The 17,887-nt window shown below is 66.3% G+C and carries 15 protein-coding genes; 7 read left to right on the plus strand and 8 right to left on the minus strand.

What is annotated here, in order from left to right; translation table 11 throughout:
- Positions 1-9 precede the first annotated feature (9 nt).
- Positions 10-981, plus strand: a complete 972-nt coding sequence (gene rpoS / locus EPD80_RS01980) for an RNA polymerase sigma factor RpoS (protein WP_142804731.1) — start codon at positions 10-12, stop codon at positions 979-981.
- Here the strand turns inward: rpoS and EPD80_RS01985 are convergent.
- The 3 genes from EPD80_RS01985 to EPD80_RS01995 are packed head-to-tail and all read right to left on the minus strand — an operon-like array spanning position 963 to position 4,902.
- Positions 963-2,990, minus strand: coding sequence for a transglutaminase TgpA family protein (locus EPD80_RS01985; RefSeq protein ID WP_142808988.1), 2,028 nt, complete (start codon positions 2,988-2,990; stop codon positions 963-965). The two genes, rpoS and EPD80_RS01985, sit on opposite strands and share 19 nt — an antisense overlap.
- On the minus strand, positions 2,987-3,970 hold the full coding sequence (locus EPD80_RS01990; protein ID WP_142808990.1) for a DUF58 domain-containing protein: 984 nt from the start codon (positions 3,968-3,970) through the stop codon (positions 2,987-2,989). The genes EPD80_RS01985 and EPD80_RS01990 overlap by 4 nt, the downstream gene beginning before the upstream one ends.
- Entirely contained in the window at positions 3,967-4,902 is a 936-nt protein-coding gene (locus tag EPD80_RS01995) for an AAA family ATPase (RefSeq protein WP_142804728.1), read from the minus strand. The genes EPD80_RS01990 and EPD80_RS01995 overlap by 4 nt, the downstream gene beginning before the upstream one ends.
- A 110-nt stretch (positions 4,903-5,012) precedes the next feature.
- On the opposite strand from EPD80_RS01995, the gene EPD80_RS02000 reads away from it, so the two are divergent.
- The 6 genes from EPD80_RS02000 to EPD80_RS02025 are packed head-to-tail and all read left to right on the plus strand — an operon-like array spanning position 5,013 to position 10,555.
- The gene (locus EPD80_RS02000) at positions 5,013-5,939 is read left to right on the plus strand and encodes a histone deacetylase family protein (RefSeq protein WP_142804727.1); all 927 of its coding nucleotides are present in this window, start codon (positions 5,013-5,015) and stop codon (positions 5,937-5,939) included.
- A gap of 52 nt (positions 5,940-5,991) precedes the next feature.
- Positions 5,992-6,882 carry a 4-hydroxy-tetrahydrodipicolinate synthase gene (dapA, locus tag EPD80_RS02005; RefSeq protein WP_142808992.1) on the plus strand — a complete coding sequence of 297 codons (891 nt, stop codon included), beginning with the start codon at positions 5,992-5,994 and terminating at the stop codon, positions 6,880-6,882.
- A gap of 17 nt (positions 6,883-6,899) precedes the next feature.
- Positions 6,900-8,042: an outer membrane protein assembly factor BamC gene (bamC, locus tag EPD80_RS02010; RefSeq protein WP_142808994.1), complete on the plus strand. Its 1,143-nt coding sequence runs from the start codon at positions 6,900-6,902 to the stop codon at positions 8,040-8,042.
- 5 nt (positions 8,043-8,047) lie between these two features.
- Positions 8,048-9,355 carry a 23S rRNA (uracil(1939)-C(5))-methyltransferase RlmD gene (gene rlmD / locus EPD80_RS02015; RefSeq protein ID WP_142808996.1) on the plus strand — a complete coding sequence of 436 codons (1,308 nt, stop codon included), beginning with the start codon at positions 8,048-8,050 and terminating at the stop codon, positions 9,353-9,355.
- 6 nt (positions 9,356-9,361) lie between these two features.
- Positions 9,362-9,739, plus strand: coding sequence for a diacylglycerol kinase (locus EPD80_RS02020; RefSeq protein WP_390613029.1), 378 nt, complete (start codon positions 9,362-9,364; stop codon positions 9,737-9,739).
- Positions 9,740-9,754: 15 nt separating this feature from the next.
- The gene (locus tag EPD80_RS02025) at positions 9,755-10,555 is read left to right on the plus strand and encodes an undecaprenyl-diphosphate phosphatase (protein WP_142809000.1); all 801 of its coding nucleotides are present in this window, start codon (positions 9,755-9,757) and stop codon (positions 10,553-10,555) included.
- On the opposite strand, the gene EPD80_RS02030 is transcribed toward EPD80_RS02025, so the two are convergent.
- From EPD80_RS02030 to EPD80_RS02050, 5 genes are all read right to left on the minus strand, one after another.
- A complete protein-coding gene (locus tag EPD80_RS02030) occupies positions 10,540-13,128 on the minus strand; it encodes a [protein-PII] uridylyltransferase (protein ID WP_142809002.1) in 2,589 nt (862 codons plus the stop codon). The two genes, EPD80_RS02025 and EPD80_RS02030, sit on opposite strands and share 16 nt — an antisense overlap.
- Positions 13,112-13,939 (minus strand): type I methionyl aminopeptidase, encoded by an 828-nt coding sequence (map, locus tag EPD80_RS02035; RefSeq protein WP_142809004.1) that lies wholly within the window; start codon positions 13,937-13,939, stop codon positions 13,112-13,114. The genes EPD80_RS02030 and map overlap by 17 nt, the downstream gene beginning before the upstream one ends.
- 17 nt (positions 13,940-13,956) lie before the next feature.
- Positions 13,957-15,061, minus strand: a protein-coding gene (gene prfB, locus EPD80_RS02040) for a peptide chain release factor 2 (protein WP_142804719.1) whose coding sequence is annotated in 2 segments (ribosomal slippage) — positions 13,957-14,979 and positions 14,981-15,061 — 1,104 coding nt in all. Because the reading frame shifts where the segments join, the coding sequence is not laid out codon by codon here.
- Between the two features lie 39 nt (positions 15,062-15,100).
- Positions 15,101-16,819 carry a single-stranded-DNA-specific exonuclease RecJ gene (recJ, locus tag EPD80_RS02045; RefSeq protein WP_142809007.1) on the minus strand — a complete coding sequence of 573 codons (1,719 nt, stop codon included), beginning with the start codon at positions 16,817-16,819 and terminating at the stop codon, positions 15,101-15,103.
- Positions 16,816-17,850, minus strand: coding sequence for a hypothetical protein (locus EPD80_RS02050; protein WP_142809009.1), 1,035 nt, complete (start codon positions 17,848-17,850; stop codon positions 16,816-16,818). The genes recJ and EPD80_RS02050 overlap by 4 nt, the downstream gene beginning before the upstream one ends.
- Positions 17,851-17,887: the final 37 nt, after the last annotated feature.

Raw genomic sequence — 17,887 nt, forward strand, 5'->3', positions numbered from 1 at the left:
GCACTCATCATGGAGGAGGACGACGTCACAGGCATCCAGGATATCCATGCCGACGGTGAGGTGGCTTGGTGGCGTGACTTGGGCGAGGCGGCCGAGGAAGTTCCTCCCGAGATTTTGGCGTTCGACGAAGACAAGGTCGTCGATGACGAGCTCTTTTCCGATGTCACGCAACGCTATCTCAACGAGATCGGCACCTACCCCTTGCTCACGCCCGAAGAGGAGCGGCGGTTGGCGCAGCTCGCCAAGGAGGGGGACGAGGCGGCGCGCCGGACGATGATCGAACGCAACCTGCGCCTGGTGGTGAGCATCGCCAAGCATTACCAACACCGCGGGCTTCCCTTTCTCGATCTCATCGAGGAAGGAAACTTGGGCTTGATCCACGCGCTGGAGAAATTCGATCCTTCTCGAGGGTTTCGCTTTTCTACCTATGCCACGTGGTGGATACGGCAGAACATCGAGCGAGCCATCATGAACCAGGGGCGCACGATCCGCTTGCCGATCCACGTGATGAAGCGCATCAACCGGCTCTATCACGCGCGCCGGGCGGAGGCCACGGAAAACGGCGGCGAGACGCCCCAGTCGCTTGCCGAGCGCCTCGGACGTCCCGTCGAGGAAGTGCACGAACTGCTCGCGTTGCTGGAACCCACGGCTTCGCTCGATGCGCAGATCGACCGCGATACGGCGCGCTCGCTCGTCGAGCTGGTGGCCGACGAATCCAGCCTCAGCCCGGAAGATCAGATCTACAACGCCGAGCTCGAAGCGCTGGTGCAGCGCTGGCTCGACGCCTTGCCGCCGAAACATCGTTTCGTCGTCGTGCATCGCTACGGCTTGCGCGGCATCCTGCCGCAGACGCTAGAAGATCTCTCCGACGAGATGGGGCTCACCCGCGAGCGGGTGCGCCAGATCCAGCTCGAATCGCTGCGCCGGCTGCGCCACATGGCGCGCGAATCGGGGCTCGACGGTCAGGCGCTTTTTTCCTGACGCAGGCGGCGGCGCAGCTGGCGTAGGGCGCGCCGCATCGCCGCGGCGGCTTCCTCCGTTGCCAGACCGCCGCCGTAGCGCGCTTGGAGATAGGGGCGAAGCAGGGCCTCGATTTCTCCGCTCGCCTGGGGAAAGTGCCGCATCAGCCGCCTGCCGTAATCGAGCGGTCCCTCGGCCGGGGCGCGCGCCAGGCCGCGGCGCGCCATCAGGCGACAGAAGCGGTGCCACTGCCGCTCCAGGGGGTCGCGCGATGTCGGTGGCCGTTGCAGCCACCAGGCGAGCAGGGCCGCGAGCGCGAGCGCCATTCCCGTGGCGGCGAGCGCCCAGCCCAGGGCGCGGTCCGGCCTCCAGCCCAGGTTCTGCCACAGTCGCCGCTGGCGTTCGGCGTCGAACCCCGCCACCCACACGTTCCAGCCGTATTCCCAGGCTTCGAGCTGGGCGCGCAGGCGCCAGGCCCAGCGCCACTCAGGGCGCAGCAACAGGGGCAAGCCCTCGCGTTCGCCGAGTACTTCTCCCAGTGGACGTTCGGCGCGCTCGGGCTGGGCGAAGGTGGTGGGATCGACGCGAACCCAGCCCCTCCGGGCGAGCCAAACTTCCACCCACGAGTGGGCATCCGCCTGGCGGATGACCCAGGTGCCGTTGGCGGGATTGCGTTCGCCGCCGAGGTAGCCAAGAACGATGCGGGTGGGGATCCCGGCGGCGCGGGCCATCACGGCGAAGGCATCGGCGAAGTGCTCGCAGAACCCGGCACGGACCTCGAAGAGCACCTGGTCGGCGCTATCGCGCTCCATGGGCGGGGGGGTCAGGGTGTAGCGTAATCCTCGTTCACGGAAAAAATCGATGATGGCCGCTAGCCGGTCTTCGGGTCGGGGGTATCGGTTGGAGAGGGCTTCACCGATTTCTCGGGTGCGGGGATTGACCCCCGGCGGCAGGGACGTCAAAGCGCGGATCGAAAGCGGGGAGAGGGGCTCCGGGAGAGGTTCGCCCGAGCGGGCTTCGCCCTCGAAAAGGGTACGCTGCAATAGAGGCCGGCGAGTACGCCAGGAACCGGTCGGCATGCGTTCCACGTCCGCCGCGCCGCGCAGCGCATGGGTGCGCTCCAGGGTGAATACCCACGTGAGGTCGGAGGGTTCCTGGAGACTGCGGTAGCGTACTTGAGCTGGCTGGGGCAAGGCGTCGAGCATGGGGTTCGCTGCCCGCCACGAAGAGGGTTTCCAGCTGCGACCGTCGTAGACTTCGAGTACCGGACCTCGCCAGTAGCGAGGGGTGGGTAGCCGTCCTTCCAGGACTTCGACGACGAAGGCGATCTCGTCGGATCGGGCAAGGCTTGCGATGCTGCCCGCTTCCATCGTCTCGGACATTCCGGTGCGTCCGGCACGAGCGTCGGCGGGCAGTCCCCACAGTGGCCCGGGAACGCGCGGCACCAGCACGAACAGAAGCACGGCGAGTGGGAGTGCCCAGAGCATCGCACGGCCGGCGTCCCGATCCGCCAGAGCGAGAGGGGTCGGAAGGATGGGGGAAACCGTCAGTCGGGCGCAGGCGAGCAGGACGAGACCCGCCCCGCTGAATGCCACCAGCGCGTGCAGCGGCGTTTGCCCGCGCAAAAATACGGCCGTGAGCAGAAAGAGAGTGAGCACGGCGACGGTGCGTTCGTCTCGCTCGGTGCGTGCCTCGAGCCACTTGACCCACACCAGCAAGGCGACGAGGGCGACTCCGGGCTCTTGGCCGAACCAGTAGCCATATTGCCAACGCACGACGAGTGCGCAGGCCAAACCCGTCAGCCACAGACGCCAACCGCCGAGTGCTCCCAGCTCTCGGCGCCGGCGCAGAAACCAGACGAAGGCAAGCAGGGCGACTCCGGCTTGGATGCCGAGAGGAAATTCGACGAATTGGCTCCCCAAGGCGAGCACGAGCGCCAGCGCGAGCGGTGCGGCGGCGGTACCGGCAAGGCGGCCTGTGAGCCGGTTCAGTCCGCGCAACAGTCGGGCGATCGGAGCGGACTCGCTCATGAGGTTTCCGATGGAAAAAGTGCCAGACGGCGGAGCACGGCGTGAAGATGGGATTTGCCCCGGTTGGGGGGTACGATGATGCCTGGTAATTCCACGCCGAAAGCCAGTCCTTGGCGATGGGCGGCGAGCACCCAGGCGCACAGACGTGAGAGGCGCGATTCCGTCTCGCCTGCGCTGAGCGTGTCGCTCCAGCGCAGCAACACGGAGCCACTGGCGGGGGATTCTCTGCGGGCCAGCATGCGCGGACCGCCGCGGGCGACGATCTTCCACACGATCCGCTGCAACGGCTCGCCCATCCTCCAAGGTCGAAGGTCGTCGAAGTCTTCTTCCCCGGGGCGAAGGCGTCGAGCGCGTGCGCTCGCTCCGTCGGTCGTGGCCGCAGCGACGCTCCACGGTGGAGCCTCGGGCTCGGGCCGGGGATAGACCCAGGCGGTGACCGTAGGCCAGAGCACCGTCCAGGCGCGGAACCAGCCGAAAGGGTGACGCGTGGCGACGGTGAGGCGCCCAAGGCGACGCAGGCCGCGCTGCCCGGTTTCCTGTTCGAGAAAAACCCGTACGGATCCCGCGGTAGGCGTGAGCACGGCGAAGGCGTGCGCATCGGGTGCACTGAGTGCCAAAGGGCGCAAACGCGCCGTGTGGGCGCGTAGCGTCACCGGCCAGCGCACGTGTTCGCCGGCGAAAACGGCTTCGGGTTCGCTCACCTCGATCGTCACGCCACGCAGCGTGGCGGCGGTGGAAGGAATCGCCACGACCGCGACGGCCGCAAGCCAGAAGACGAGGGCGTGACCCAGGGAAAGGAGGTAGTTGATGGAGAGCAGCCAGAGCACGACTAGCGCAAGGGCGAATCCCACGCCGGCCGCGGTAGGGAGGATGTAGAGGGTGCGGTGGGTGACGGTGAGCGTGCCTTCGGAGGCGGAAGCGCGGCGGCGCTGCCAGCGCTCCAGCCAGTTGCGCCAGATCGAAACGGCACGCAGGCTCATGGCACCGGCACCGTGGAGAGAATTCGCAGGGCCGTGTTCGTGCAGGCTTCGCGTTCGCCACTGCGCAGCACCAGGCGATGGGCTGTGGCGGCGACGAACACGGCTTGCACGTCTTCGGGCAAGACGAAGTCTCGGCCCGCGAGGAAAGCATGGGCGCGCGCCGCGGCGAGCAGGGCAAGCCCCCCGCGCGGGCTCAAGCCTAGCCGTACGCCCGGATGCGTGCGTGTCTCCTGTACGAGTGAGAGCACGTAGTCGAGGAGCGCCTCGCGCACCGTCAGGGAACGCACGTTGGCTTGCCAGGCACGCAACTCGGTGGCGTCCGCCAACGGGCGCAGGGCGGCCAAGGCCGCGGCGCCGCCTTCGCCGGCCAGCAGGCGTTTTTCTACTTCCGGCGGCGGATAGCCGATTTCCAGGCGCAGCAGGAAGCGATCCAGCTCGCTCTCCGGCAAGGGGTAAGTGCCCACCTGTTCGAGGGGGTTCTGCGTGGCGATGACGCAGAAAGGTTCGGGCAGGGCGTGTGTGACTCCGTCGATGGTTACCTGGCGCTCGGCCATCGCTTCGAGCAGGGCGCTCTGCGTCTTGGGCGAGGCGCGGTTGAGCTCGTCGGCGAGCAGTACTTGATGAAAGATCGGTCCCGGCACGAAACGCAGCTCGCGCCCGACTTCGTCGAAGACCGAAAGACCAAGCAAGTCGGAAGGCAGGAGGTCGTTCGTGCCCTGGACGCGTCCGAAGTCGAGTCCGAAGACACGGGCAAGCGCCTGTGCCAGAGTCGTCTTGCCGACGCCGGGCAGGTCTTCGAGGAGGAGATGCCCGCCGGCGAGCAGCCCGGCGAGCGCCAGGCGAATCGTTTTCTCTTTTCCCAGGAGCACGGATTCCAGGGCGCGACGGATCGTACGAAGACGTTCGTGGAGCGGAGTGGTCGAGGGGCTCATCGGAGGGAGATTGCCAGCCGGGGGGAAAGACCCGATAATAGCCGATACGGACGGGCCAGAGGGAGGAGACGGTCTCGGGAGCTCGTCCGCTCACGGAGGGGATCCCCACGATGACGATGACCGCCCTGATCACCCATCGCGATTGCGCCTTGCACGAGATGGGCTCCTATCACCCCGAATGTCCCGAGCGGCTGGCGGCGATCCAGGATCGGCTGATCGCCACCGGCCTCGACCAGTATCTCGTCTATTACGATGCCCCCCTGGCCGAGCGTGAGCACTTACTGCGGGCGCACACCGCCGAATATCTCGACGCGCTCTTTGCCAGTGCCCCGGAAAAAGGCTTGGTGCACCTCGACCCGGACACCGCCATGAATCCGCACACCCTGCGCGCGGCGTTGCGCGCGGCCGGCGCCGGTGTGCTCGCTGTCGATCTGGTGATGAAGGGGGAAGTGGAGAACGCTTTTTGCCTCGTGCGTCCGCCTGGTCATCACGCCGAACGCGCCAAGGCCATGGGGTTTTGTTTCTTCAACAACGTGGCGGTGGCAGCCCTGCACGCGCTGGAAGCCCACGGGCTCGAACGCGTGGCCATCGTCGATTTCGACGTGCACCACGGCAATGGCACCGAGGACATCTTCCGCGACGATCCTCGGGTGGTGATGGTGAGCATCTTCCAGCATCCGTTCTATCCCTATAGCGGTACCGAGGACACGCCCAAACACATGGTCAACGTACCGGTACCGGCGGGAACCCGGGGCGACGCCTTTCGTCAAATCGTTTGGGACCTTTGGATACCCGCTTTACGTGAACACCAGCCGCAGATGATCTTCATCTCGGCCGGGTTCGATTCTCATTACGAAGACGATATGGGCAGTCTGGGGTTCGTCGAGAACGATTACGCATGGGTGACGCAACAACTCGTCGATGTCGCGAAGGAGTGTGGGCATCGGCGCATCGTCTCGACGCTCGAAGGTGGGTACAATCTATCTTCGCTCGCACGCGCGGCCGTCGCCCATATCAAGGCGCTCGCGGAAAGCTGAGTCTCCAACGTACAATACAACCTTTGCGCAATTCTTTGCAGGAACCGCTCGCATGAACCGCATCACCGGCTCACTGGTCGCGATCGTCACCCCCATGCACGAAGACGGCAGCCTCGACTGGGAGCGATTCAAATCCCTGATCGATTGGCACATCACCGAAGGGACCGACGCCATCGTCGTGGTCGGCACCACGGGCGAATCGCCCACCGTGTCGTTCGAGGAACACGTCGAGCTCATTCGTGTGGCCGTGGCGCACGCCGCCGGGCGTATTCCCATCATCGCCGGTACGGGGGCCAATTCCACGAGCGAGGCGATCTACCTCGCCCAAGCGGCGCAGGAGGCCGGAGCCACGGCGCATCTCTCGGTCGTGCCGTATTACAACCGTCCGACGCAGGAGGGGCTCTACCGCCATTTTCGTGCCATCGCGGAAGCGGTGGAGCTGCCGATGATCCTCTACAACGTGCCGGGGCGTACCGTGGCCGATCTGGCCAACGACACGACCTTGCGCTTGGCGCAGATTCCCAACATCGTCGGCATCAAGGATGCCACCGCCAACCTCGATCGTGCGTGCGATCTCATCGACCGGGCGCCCGAGGGGTTCCTCCTCTACTCGGGCGACGACATGACGGCGATGGCGTTCATGCTGCTCGGCGGCCACGGCACGATTTCGGTCACTGCCAACGTCGCCCCCCGCTTGATGCACGAGATGTGCACGGCGGCGGTGGCGGGCGATGCCGCGCGGGCACGCGAGTGCAACCGCCGCCTGGTCGGCCTGCACCGCGACCTCTTCTGCGAGGCCAATCCCATTCCGGTGAAATGGGCGCTGGCGCGCATGGGTCGGATCGCCGATGGCATCCGTTTGCCTCTCACCACGCTCTCGCCGGATTACCACGACCGCGTCCGCGCCGCCCTGGCGCGCGCTGGTATTACTCTCTCGCTTTGAATTCTGGAAACGACTGCATGAAGCCTTTCTTCTCACGCGAACTGGCCGGCTCGCTCGCGGCGCTGGCGGCCGTCGGCGTGCTCTCCGGTTGCAGCAGCAATGAGCTGCTCCAAGGCAAAAAAATCGATTACCGCAGTGAGCAGAAGGTGGCACCGCTCGAGGTGCCGCCCGATCTCGTCTCTCCGGCCAAGGAAGACCGTTTCGTCGTGCCGACCACGGCGGGAAAGGGGGGGGCCACGTTCTCGACCTACGTCGCCGAGCGCAACGCGCCCAAAGACGCCTCGCAGCGCGAGGTGCTGGTCGAGCCGAAGGAGGGGATGCGCATCGAGCGCGCCGGCACGCAGCGCTGGCTCGTGGTCGAGGGCACGCCCGATGCACTTTGGCCGAAACTGCGGGATTTCTGGCTCACGATGGGCTTTTCGCTGGCGGTCGATCGACCCGACATCGGCGTGCTCGAGACCGATTGGGCGGAGAACCGCGCGAAAATCCCCCAAGACTTCATCCGCAATACGCTCGGCAAGCTCATCGACAGCCTCTACTCCACGCCCGAGCGCGACAAATTCCGCATGCGCATCGAACCGGGCAAGAAGCCGGGTGAGATCGAGATCTACATCTCGCATCGCGGCATGCAGGAGATTTACCCGACCGAGGCCAAAGACCGTACCATCTGGCAACCGCGTCCGCCCGATCCCGATCTCGAAGCCGAGATGTTGCGCCGCCTCATGGTCTACCTCGGAGTCAAGGAAGAGCAGGCGCAGCAGATGCTGGCGCAAGCTCGGCCCAACCTGCGCGCGCGGCTCGAAACCGATGGCAATGTCGCCCGTCTCGTCGTCGACGATAACTTCGACCGGGCATGGCGACGCACGGGGCTGGCGCTGGATCGGATCGGCTTTACCGTCGAGGATCGCGATCCGGCGGAGGGTATCTACACCGTGCGCTATCTCGATCCGGACTTCGATAGCGGCCAGAGCGGTGGTTGGCTATCGCGTCTGGCCTTTTGGCGAGGCAGCGACAAGCCGCAGCAGAATACCCAGTATCGGGTGAGCGTTTCCGGACAGGGGGACAAGTCCGTGGTTCAGGTACTGACTCTGGACAGCCAGCCCGATACCTCGAAGACGGCCAAGCAGATCCTCGAACTGCTCTACGAAGAACTGCAGTAGGGTCGATGGATCGGGTCCGCATCGAATCGCTCGACCTCGAGGGCCGTGGCGTGGCGCACGTCGAGGGCAAGGCCGTCTTCATCGAAGGGGCGCTGCCCGGCGAGCTGGTCGAGTTCACCGTAGTGCGGCGCCGTCCGAGCTACGAGCTGGGGCGGCTCACGCGGGTGGTTCGCCCTTCCAGCCAGCGCGTGGCGCCGCGTTGCCCGCACTTCGGCGTGTGCGGCGGCTGCGCCCTGCAGCATTTCGAACCGGCGGCGCAGGTGGCAGCCAAGCAGCGGGTGCTGGAAGACGCGCTGTGGCACATCGCTCGCGTGCGTCCCGCCCGGCTGCTCGCGCCGATCCACGGGCCTTACTGGGGCTACCGTAGCCGCGCGCGCATCGGGGTGCGCTTGGTGCCGAAGAAAGGCGGCGTGCTCGTGGGGTTTCGCGAGCGCAAGAGTAGCTACATTGCTGACATGACGCGCTGCGAGATCCTGCCGCCGCACGTCTCGGCGCTGCTGCCGACGCTGCGCACCCTCATCGGCGAGCTCTCTTGCCCCGACCGCATCCCCCAGCTGGAAGTGGCGGTGGGGGACGACGGGACCACCGTCCTCGTCTTCCGCCATCTGGTGCCGTTGCTGCCGACCGACCGCGAAGCACTCGCCGCCTTTGGCGAGCGTCACGGAGTGCAGGTGTGGCTGCAGCCCGGCGGGCCGGATTCGATCGTTCCGCTCTTCATCGGCGAGGGACGGCCGCTCGCCTACCAGCTGCCCGAGTTCGGCCTGACGCTGCGGTTCACGCCCACCGATTTCACCCAGGTGAACGTGGCCGTCAATCGCTTGCTGGTACGCCGCGCGATCGACTTGCTGGAGCCCTGCCCGGGCGAGCGCATCGCCGATTTCTTCTGCGGGCTGGGCAACTTCAGCCTGCCGATCGCCCGCCGGGGCGCGCAGGTGCTGGGCATCGAGGGTTCGGAGGCGCTGGTGGCGCGCGCCCTGGAGAATGCGCATACGAACGGCCTGGCCGAACGCTGCCGGTTCGATGCCGCTAACCTCTTCACTGTCACGCCCGACAGCCTCGCCGCGCTCGGTGCCTTCGACAAGTGGCTGGTGGATCCGCCGCGCGACGGGGCGATCGAGCTCGTCAAGGCGATCGATCCGGCCCGGGGGCCGCGGCGCATCGTCTATGTCTCGTGCAATCCGGCCACGCTCGCGCGCGACGCGGCGGTGCTGGTGCATGAGAAAGGCTATCGGCTGGAATCGGCCGGGGTGGCTAACATGTTCCCGCACACGGCGCACGTCGAGTCGATCGCGCGCTTCGAGCGGGCGGGCTGAGGACGGATCGTGCGTAAGAACGAGGGAGGATGGCGGCATGCGCTCGTCGCCTTCGTCTATTCCTGGCGAGGCTTGCGCGCGGCTTGGTGCCACGAGGTGGCGTTCCGCCAGGAGGTGATCGTCTTTGTGCTCGCTTTGCCGGCGGCCTGGCTTTTGGGCCGCACTTCGTCCGAGCGGGCGTTGCTGGTTGCCGTGACCTTGGCGGTGCTGGTCGTGGAGTTGCTCAATTCGGCGATCGAAGCGGTGTGTGATCTGGTGCATCCCGAAGCCCATCCGCTGGTGGCGCGGGCGAAGGATCTGGGAAGTGCCGCCGTGCTGCTGTCGATTGCGTGCGCCGCGCTCGTATGGGGTGGGGTGCTGTGGCTGAGGTTCGTGGGTGGGTGACGGAAGGGGATATCGATGGCGGGGATGACTTGGTGGGAAGCGGCGCTCTTGGGACTGGTGGAAGGGGCGACGGAATTCTTGCCGATCTCGTCGACGGGACACCTCATCATCGTGCAGGATCTGCTGGGACACACGGACGAGGCGAGCAAAGTCTTCAACGTGGCGATCCAGCTCGGGGCGATTCTGGCCGTGTGCTGGTATTACCGCGATCGGCTCTTCAGAGTGGCCCGGGGCGTGGGGCATGATCCCGCTGCACGGCGTTTCCTCGTCAACCTTTGCGTTGCTTTTTTGCCTGCGGCAGTGATCGGGCTCTTGGCGCACAAGGCGATCAAGGCGCATCTCTTCAACCCTCCGATGGTGGCACTCGCGCTGGCGTTGGGGGCGGTGATCATCTTCGTGGTGGAGCGATGGCGACCCGCACCGCGCATCCATAGCGTCGACGACATGCGGATACGCGATGCCTTGAAAGTGGGGTTTGCGCAGAGCTTGGCCTTGATCCCGGGCACTTCGCGCTCGGGGGCGACGATCATCGGCGGGATGGCGTTCGGTCTGTCGCGCCAGGCAGCGACGGAATTCTCGTTCTTCCTGGCGATCCCGACGATGTTCGCGGCCGTGATCTATGACGTGGCGAAGAACTGGTCGATGCTCAACGCAGACGATCTCGCTGCGATCGCCGTGGGTTTTGCCGTGGCCTTCGTCTCGGCCTTGGCGGCGGTGCGCTTCCTGCTCGGCTTCATCGCGCGTCACTCGTTCATCGGTTTCGCGTGGTATCGCTTGGCGTTGGCTTGCGTGGTTTGGGTCTATTTTGCCGTTTGAGACAAGTCGATCGCACGGGTGAGTTCGCTGACCAGCGCGTGGCGTCGTTGCGGGGATTCGAGCGCGTCGCCGCGAATGAGAAAGGTGTCTTCGGCACGTTCGCCCAGCGTGTCGATGCGCGCCATGTCGATGGCGATCCCGTGACGTGCCAGGGTGCGCACGATTTTATAGAGCAGCCCGGGCTGATCGATGGCGGTGACGTTGAGGACGTAGTGTAGGCCCCTTTCGTCTGGATTGAGGTGGATTTGCGGGGTAAAGGGGAAGTGGCGTACCAGCCGTGGAAGGCGCCTGCTGCCGAGATCGGGCTCGGGGGGAGAGCCTGGCTGGCTCAGCCGACGCGGGAGTTCGTATTCGAGTAAGGGCAAGAGTTCGCGCGCCGGCAGATCGTTCGGAGGCCGTAGCACGAAACTGTCGAGCGCGTGGCCGGCATGGGTGGTGTGGATTTTCGCTTCCCAGACTTCGAGCCCGAGCTGAGTGAGGTAGGCGATGAGCCGCAAGAGCAGCTCGGGGGCGTCGCGCGTATAGACCATGAGCTGGATGCCGCCGTCCTCGGGCGACAGCCGTGCGCGTACTACCGGCTCTTCTTGTTGGAAGCGGCCGTAGAGGATGCGGGTGTGCCAGGCGATCTCTTCGGGGGAGTGGCGTAGGAAGTAGGCGGTATCGAGCGTGTGCCAGAATGGGGTCTCGGCCTCGGGGCGCAGGCCGTGGAATCGCAGCAAACGGCGGGCATCTTCGAGCCGGGTGGTGAGCGGATCGTGCGCGATTCCTTGACGGCTCTGACGCAGGTGGCGGCGCGTCGCTTCGAACAAATCGTGCAGTAGCCGTTCTTTCCACGGAGTCCACACTTTGGGGCTGGTGCCGCGGATGTCGGCGTGGGTGAGGAGATAGAGGGCGATGAGGCGACGTTCGTCCCCCACCAGCGTGGCGAAGCGCGCCACGGCCTCAGGATCGCTGATGTCTTCTTTCTGCGCCGTACGTGACATTTCCAGATGATGGCGCACGAGCCAGACGACGAGTTCGGCGTCTGACGAATCGAGCCGGTGTTCGCGGCAGAATCGTTCGGCCTCTTCCGCGCCAATGAGGCTGTGATCCCCACCCCGTCCCTTGCCGATGTCGTGGAAGAGCGCGGCGAGGTAGAGCAGCCAGGGTTGCCCGAACTCGAACATCAGCGCATTCATCGCCGGATATTCGTGCGCGTGTTCGCCCATGGTGAAGCAGCGCAGGTTGCGTACGACCATCAGCGTATGGGTATCGACGGTGTAGGCGTGGTAGAGGTCGTACTGCATCTGGCAGATGATGCGCCGCCAGGGAGGGAGGTAGCGCGAGAGGATGCCGAACTGATTCATCCGCCGCAGGCCATGCACGATGCCGCGGCGCTGTTTCAGGAGGTCGAGGAAGAGTGCCTGGTGGCGGGGTTCGAGGTGATAGGCGTCGTCGATGAGCTCGCGGTGTGCCCACAGCAGACGCAGGGTGCGAGCGGTGAGGTCGGTGAGCTCGCTTCTTTGTGCGAGCAGCAGGAAGACTTCGAGGAGCGCCTCGGGGTGACGTACGAAAGTGTCCTCGCTCACCACGTCGAGCCGGTCGCCCCGCTGCTGGAACCGCTCGTTGATGGGGAAGGGCAGGCGCTGGCGCTCGGGGAAGAGGGCTTCGGCGAAAGTAGCCATGAGGATGGCGTTGAGCTGTAACACCTGCTTGACGGTGAGGTAGTAACGCTGCATGAAGACTTCGGCCGGGCGACGACCATCCTGTCCGGCAATGTCCAGGCACTGTGCGAGTTTCTCTTGATGATCGAACAATAAGCGGTCTTCGGCGCGGCGTGCGAGTAAGTGCAAATGGATGCGCACACGGGCGATGAAACTCTGGCAGCGCGACAGCGCCTGCGCTTCGGCGGGGGTGAGCAGACCTTTGGTGGCGAGCGCCGCCCAGCCGCCCCGATAGCCGAGCGCCCGGGCGATCCAGATGAGGAGCTGCAGGTCGCGCAATCCGCCGGGGTGTTCCTTGCAATTGGGCTCGAGCGCGAAGGGTGAGCCGAGCATGCGGGCGTGGCGCTGTTCCTGTTCCTGGCGCTTGGCTTCATAAAAGGATCGTGGGTCGAGCCAGGTACGGTAGCGTTCGCGGAACGCGTGGTAGAGCGTGCGCGAGCCGGCAAGCAGCCGCGTTTCTAGGAGCGTGGTGGCGACCGTGATGTCCTCGTCGGCGAGCGCGAGCGACTGCTCGATCGTGCGCACGCTCGCCCCGACCTGCAAGCCCACGTCCCACAGCGCCGCCACGAGCGCGTGCACCCGTGCCTCGTCTTCGGCATCCGCCGTTTGGGCCAGCAGGATGAGGACGTCGATGTCGGAGTGGGGATAGAGTTCGCCGCGGCCGTAGCCGCCCACGGCCAGGAGCGCCGCGCCGCGCGGCAAGGGGTGGGTTTCGAGTAGGCGACGCAGGGTTTCGTCGACCAGGTGCGCATGGCGCGCGAGGTAGCGCGCCGGGGAGAGGGTGGATGCGAGAAAGGCGCGTGCGAGCGCTTCGCGCCCGCTGGCGAGTTCATCCTTGAGCGGGGCGAGGTTTTCAGCCGATGAAACCATGGCCAAAACGCTCGCGCACGATCTCTGGTGGCGGCGGACAGCCGGGCGAGACGGTGAGCACTTCCACGCCGGTGTCGGTGACCAGCACCGCGTGTTCCCATTGCGCCGAGAGGCTGCGATCCTTGGTGATGACGGTCCAGCCGTCGGGCAGCACCGAGGTGGCCGCGCGTCCGGCGTTGATCATCGGCTCGATGGTGAAGATCATGCCAGGCTCGAGTTCGATGCCGGTGCCGGGTTTGCCGTAGTGCAACACCTGCGGGTCTTCGTGGAACTTGCGCCCCACGCCGTGGCCGCAGTATTCGCGCACCACGGAAAACCCATGGCGCTCGGCGTGGCGCTGGATGGCGGCGCCGATGTCGCCCAGGCGCGCGCCGGGCCGTACCTGGGCGATGCCCAGCCACATGCATTCGAACGTCACTTCCACCAGGCGCTTGGCGAGGATGCTCGTCTCGCCGCCTACGACGAACATGCGGCTGGTGTCACCATGCCAGCCGTCCTTGATGACGGTGATGTCGATGTTGAGGATGTCGCCTTTTTTCAGTTTCTTCGGCACGGGGATGCCGTGGCAGACGACGTGGTTGACCGAGGTGCAGATCGACTTGGGGTAGGGCCGGCTGCCGCCGCCGGTGTAGTTGAGCGGCGCGGGGATGGTGCCCTGGACGTTGACCATGTAGTCGTGACAGAGCCGGTCGAGCTCCTCGGTGGTCACGCCCGGCTGCACGTAGGGGGCGATGTAGTCGAGCACTTGGGCGGCCAGCCGCGAAGCGACGCGCATTTTTTCCAGGTCTTCGGGATTGGTATAGATCGCCATCGTTCGTTCGCTTCCGGTCAGACGCCCTGTTTGAGCGAGGCTTCGATGAAGCCGTCGAGATCGCCGTCGAGCACGGCCTGGGTGTTGCCCACCTCATAGCCGGTGCGTAGGTCCTTGATGCGCGACTGATCGAGCACGTAGGAGCGGATCTGGTGCCCCCAGCCGATGTCGCTCTTGCTCTCTTCGAGCTTTTGCTGTTCCTCGCGGCGCTTGCGCAGTTCGTGCTCATAGAGGCGGGCGCGCAGCATGGACATGGCCGCGGCCCGGTTCTTGTGCTGGGAGCGGTCGTTCTGGCATTGGACGACGATGCCGGTGGGCAGGTGGGTGATGCGTACGGCCGAGTCGGTCCGGTTGACGTGCTGCCCGCCCGCGCCCGAGGCGCGGTAGGTATCGATGCGCAGATCCGCCGGGTTGATCTCGATCTCGATGGAGTCGTCGACTTCGGGGTAGACGAAGACCGAGGCGAAACTGGTGTGCCGTCGGGCGTTGGAGTCGAAGGGGCTCTTGCGCACCAGGCGGTGGATGCCCGTTTCGGTGCGCAGATGCCCGTAGGCGTAGGGGCCGTTGACCTTGATGGTCGCGCTCTTGATGCCGGCCACTTCTCCTTCGGATTCTTCGAGCAGTTCGGTCTGGAAGCCTTTGCGCTCGCAGTAGCGCAGGTACATGCGCTCGAGCATCGCCGCCCAGTCCTGGGCTTCGGTGCCGCCGGCGCCGGCCTGGATCTCGATGAAGCAGTTGCCCGGATCCATCGGGTCGGAGAACATCCGGCGCAGTTCGAGCTCGTGCAGCTTCGCATCCAGCGCGTCGACCTCGGGGATGAGCTGCTCGAGCGAGGCCTCGTCGTTTTCTTCATTGGCGAGTTCGAAGAGCTCGGCGAGCGCCTGGGCCGAGTCGGCCACTTCGTCGAGCGTCAGGACGACGTCTTCGAGTTCGCGCTTTTCCTTGCCGAGTTTTTGGGCCTGCTCGGGGTCGTTCCATACGGCGGGGTCTTCGAGGGCGCGGTTGACTTCTTCGAGCCGGCTTTTCTTCTCGGCGTAGTCAAAGATACCTCCGTAAGTCGGCGCCGCGCTCGGCGAGGCCATGGATTCGGGCTTCGAGTTCGTTGATCGCTTGGGCGTCCATCGTTTCTCCTGGAAAATGAGTAAAAATTTTGCTCGGGGATTATACGCTGCCGGCTTCGACCTCGGCCGGACGGGCGAGTTCGATCTGCAGCCGCAGCCGCTCGACGCCGTTCCACGCGTCGCGTATGGGACGGTAGGCGAGCTCGACCTCGGAGGGCAGCGGTTCGGCATGGCCGAAGAAGATCGCCTCGCACGATTGGCGGGCACGGCGCAGCTTGAGCTGCAGGTGCGCGTCCTTGAGGAGGCGCTGTTCGGTGACGGTGAAGGCGTCGAGAAAGACCGGCGGGGGGAAACCCTGTCCCCAGACTTCGCCCTCGAGCCGGCCGACGGTGGCGAGCGTGAGCGCTTCGAGCGGAAGCGACCCGTCGGTGGGCAGCTCCGCCACGCCCAGCGCTTCGGTGCCGATCGTGTGCGCCGCCTCTTCGAACGCCTGCTCGAAGCGGGCGAGGTCGGCGGCGCGCAGGGTCACCCCGGCGGCCATGGCGTGTCCGCCGAAGCGCAGTAACAGCCCGGGGTGTTTCTTGCTGATCCAGTCCAGCGCATCGCGCAAGTGCAGTCCGGGGACGGAGCGCCCGGAGCCCTTGAGCAGATCTTCATCGCCCGGAGCGAAGGCGAAGACGGGGCGATGGTAGCGCTCCTTGATGCGCCCGGCGACGATGCCGATCACGCCCTGATGCCACTCGGGGTGGAAGAGCGTGAGGGTGGCGCGTCCCTCGAGCGCGAGGGCATCGAGCGCGAGCTCGGCCTGCTCGCGCATCTGCGCTTCGATGCCGCGCCGCTCCCGGTTGATGTCTTCGAGCCGCTGGGCGAGTTCCAGCGCGCGGCTCGGGTCGTCCTCGAGCAGGCAGGCAATGCCCAGGCTCATGTCTTCCAGCCGTCCGGCGGCGTTGAGGCGGGGGCCGAGAAAGAATCCCAGATCCTGGGCGGTGGCGCGGGCGGGGTCTCGTCGGGCCACCTGGAAGAGGGCGCGCATGCCCGCCTGCATCCGGCCGGCGCGGATGCGGCTCAGCCCCTGGGTGACGAGGATGCGGTTGTTGTGATCGAGCCGTACGACGTCGGCCACCGTCCCCAAGGCGACGAGATCGAGGAGCTGCGCGAGATTGGGTTCGGGGCGGGCCGCGAACGCGCCGCGGTGGCGCAGCTCGGCGCGCAGGGCCAGCATCACGTAGAAGACGACTCCCACGCCGGCGATCGCCTTGCTGGGGAAGTCGCAGCCAGGCTGATTGGGATCGACGATGGCGTCGGCTTCGGGCAGGACGTCGCCGGGAAGGTGGTGGTCGGTGATCACGAGGCTCATGCCGAGCGCCCGGGCGGTCGCAGCCCCTTCGACGCTGGCGATGCCGTTGTCGACCGTGATGAGGACGTCCGGTGCGAAACGTTCGGCGGCGAGCGCCACGATCTCGGGTGAGAGCCCGTAGCCGTAGGTGAAGCGGTTGGGGACGAGGAAATCGGCCCGGGCCCCCAGGGCGCGCAGCGCGCGTACGGCCACGGCGGTGGCGGTGGCGCCGTCGCAGTCGTAGTCGCCGACGACCACGATGCGCGCCTGTGCTTCGATTGCATCGGCCAATAGTTCGGCCGCCTCGCGCGTGCCTTTCATCGCTTCGGGCGGCAGAAGGCGTGTGAGCGCCGTGTCGGCCTCGGCGGGGTGTTCGATGCCGCGGGCGGCGTAGAGGCGGGCGAGCAGGGGGTCGATGCCGGCTTCGAGCAGTCGCTCCAGTGCACGGCGTGGCGTGGGGCGGACGATGGGACGGGGGGTCATTGGGCGGTTTCCTCCAGCAGCCGCGCGAGTGTGTGCGGGCTGCGAAAAAGGCGGCGCAAAGGAGCGAGGCGGCGGCGCGATGGGGTGATCTCCAGGCGCACGCTCGCCTTGTCGCCGGGCAGCAGGAGCGAGAGGCGCGGCAAGCGGGCTTCGAACCCGGCGAGCCAGTCGCGATCGAGGGCGGCGAGGGCCGTACGCCAGGCGGTGAGGTCGAGCCGGCGGCAAGGGGCTTCGGCGGCATCGAGGAGCGCCACGTCGAACGTCTGTCCCGTGTCGTGCCCGGCGAGCACGAGGTCGTGTCCGGCGGCACTCGCCCAGCCGCGTGCGAGGGGATCGAGCGTATCCATGCCGAGCACGCGGCGGAAAGGGACGGCGTTCGCCGTGGGCTGTTCGTTGCCCCACAACCACAGAGAATCGAGGGTGGGCCATCCCCGGCGGCGGCGTTCGGCATTGACGGGATGTGCGTGCAACCAGACCTGGATTTCGTTCATCAAGCGTCGCCAGCGCCGGGCGTCTTCCCCTTGGGGTAAAAGGAGGTCGAGCGAGCGGCCGGAGGCTTCGTCGAGCGGGACGAAACGCACCCCCTCGGCAGGAGCGGCGAGCCGCAAGTAGCCGCGCTGCGGTCTGGCGAGCTCGAATCCCAGGATCCACTCTGGAGCGAGCTGCGTGAGCCAGGCGGAGAGATCGGAGGCCAGGGCAGCGGCTTCTTTAGAGTCGAGTCCCGCTTCGCCCGGCTCGGTGACGACGATGCGATCGCGCGCGAGCGTCAGCGTCACCGGGTCGGCGCACAGCAGGAAACCGCCGGGGGAAGCCGGAGCCCCTGTTTCACCTCTCCGGCGCAGCTCGGCGAGCGGGGCTGGCGCCGGTCCCAGCACGGTGGCAAGCGTTTCGCGGTATGATCTCGGCGATTCGCGACGGCAGGCGCCCACGGCGAGCCAGCGTTCGAGCGTGGGGTGCGCAACGCCGTCGAGCAGGCCGTGCGCGCCGGCATTGGGCCAGAGCAAGCCGGGGAGGACGACGGTCGGAATCATGGGGCGATTGTACCGTCGACGACGTGCCCCACGGAAA

It is taken from the genome of Tepidiphilus olei, assembly GCF_006980705.1.
Taxonomy (GTDB): domain Bacteria; phylum Pseudomonadota; class Gammaproteobacteria; order Burkholderiales; family Rhodocyclaceae; genus Tepidiphilus; species Tepidiphilus olei.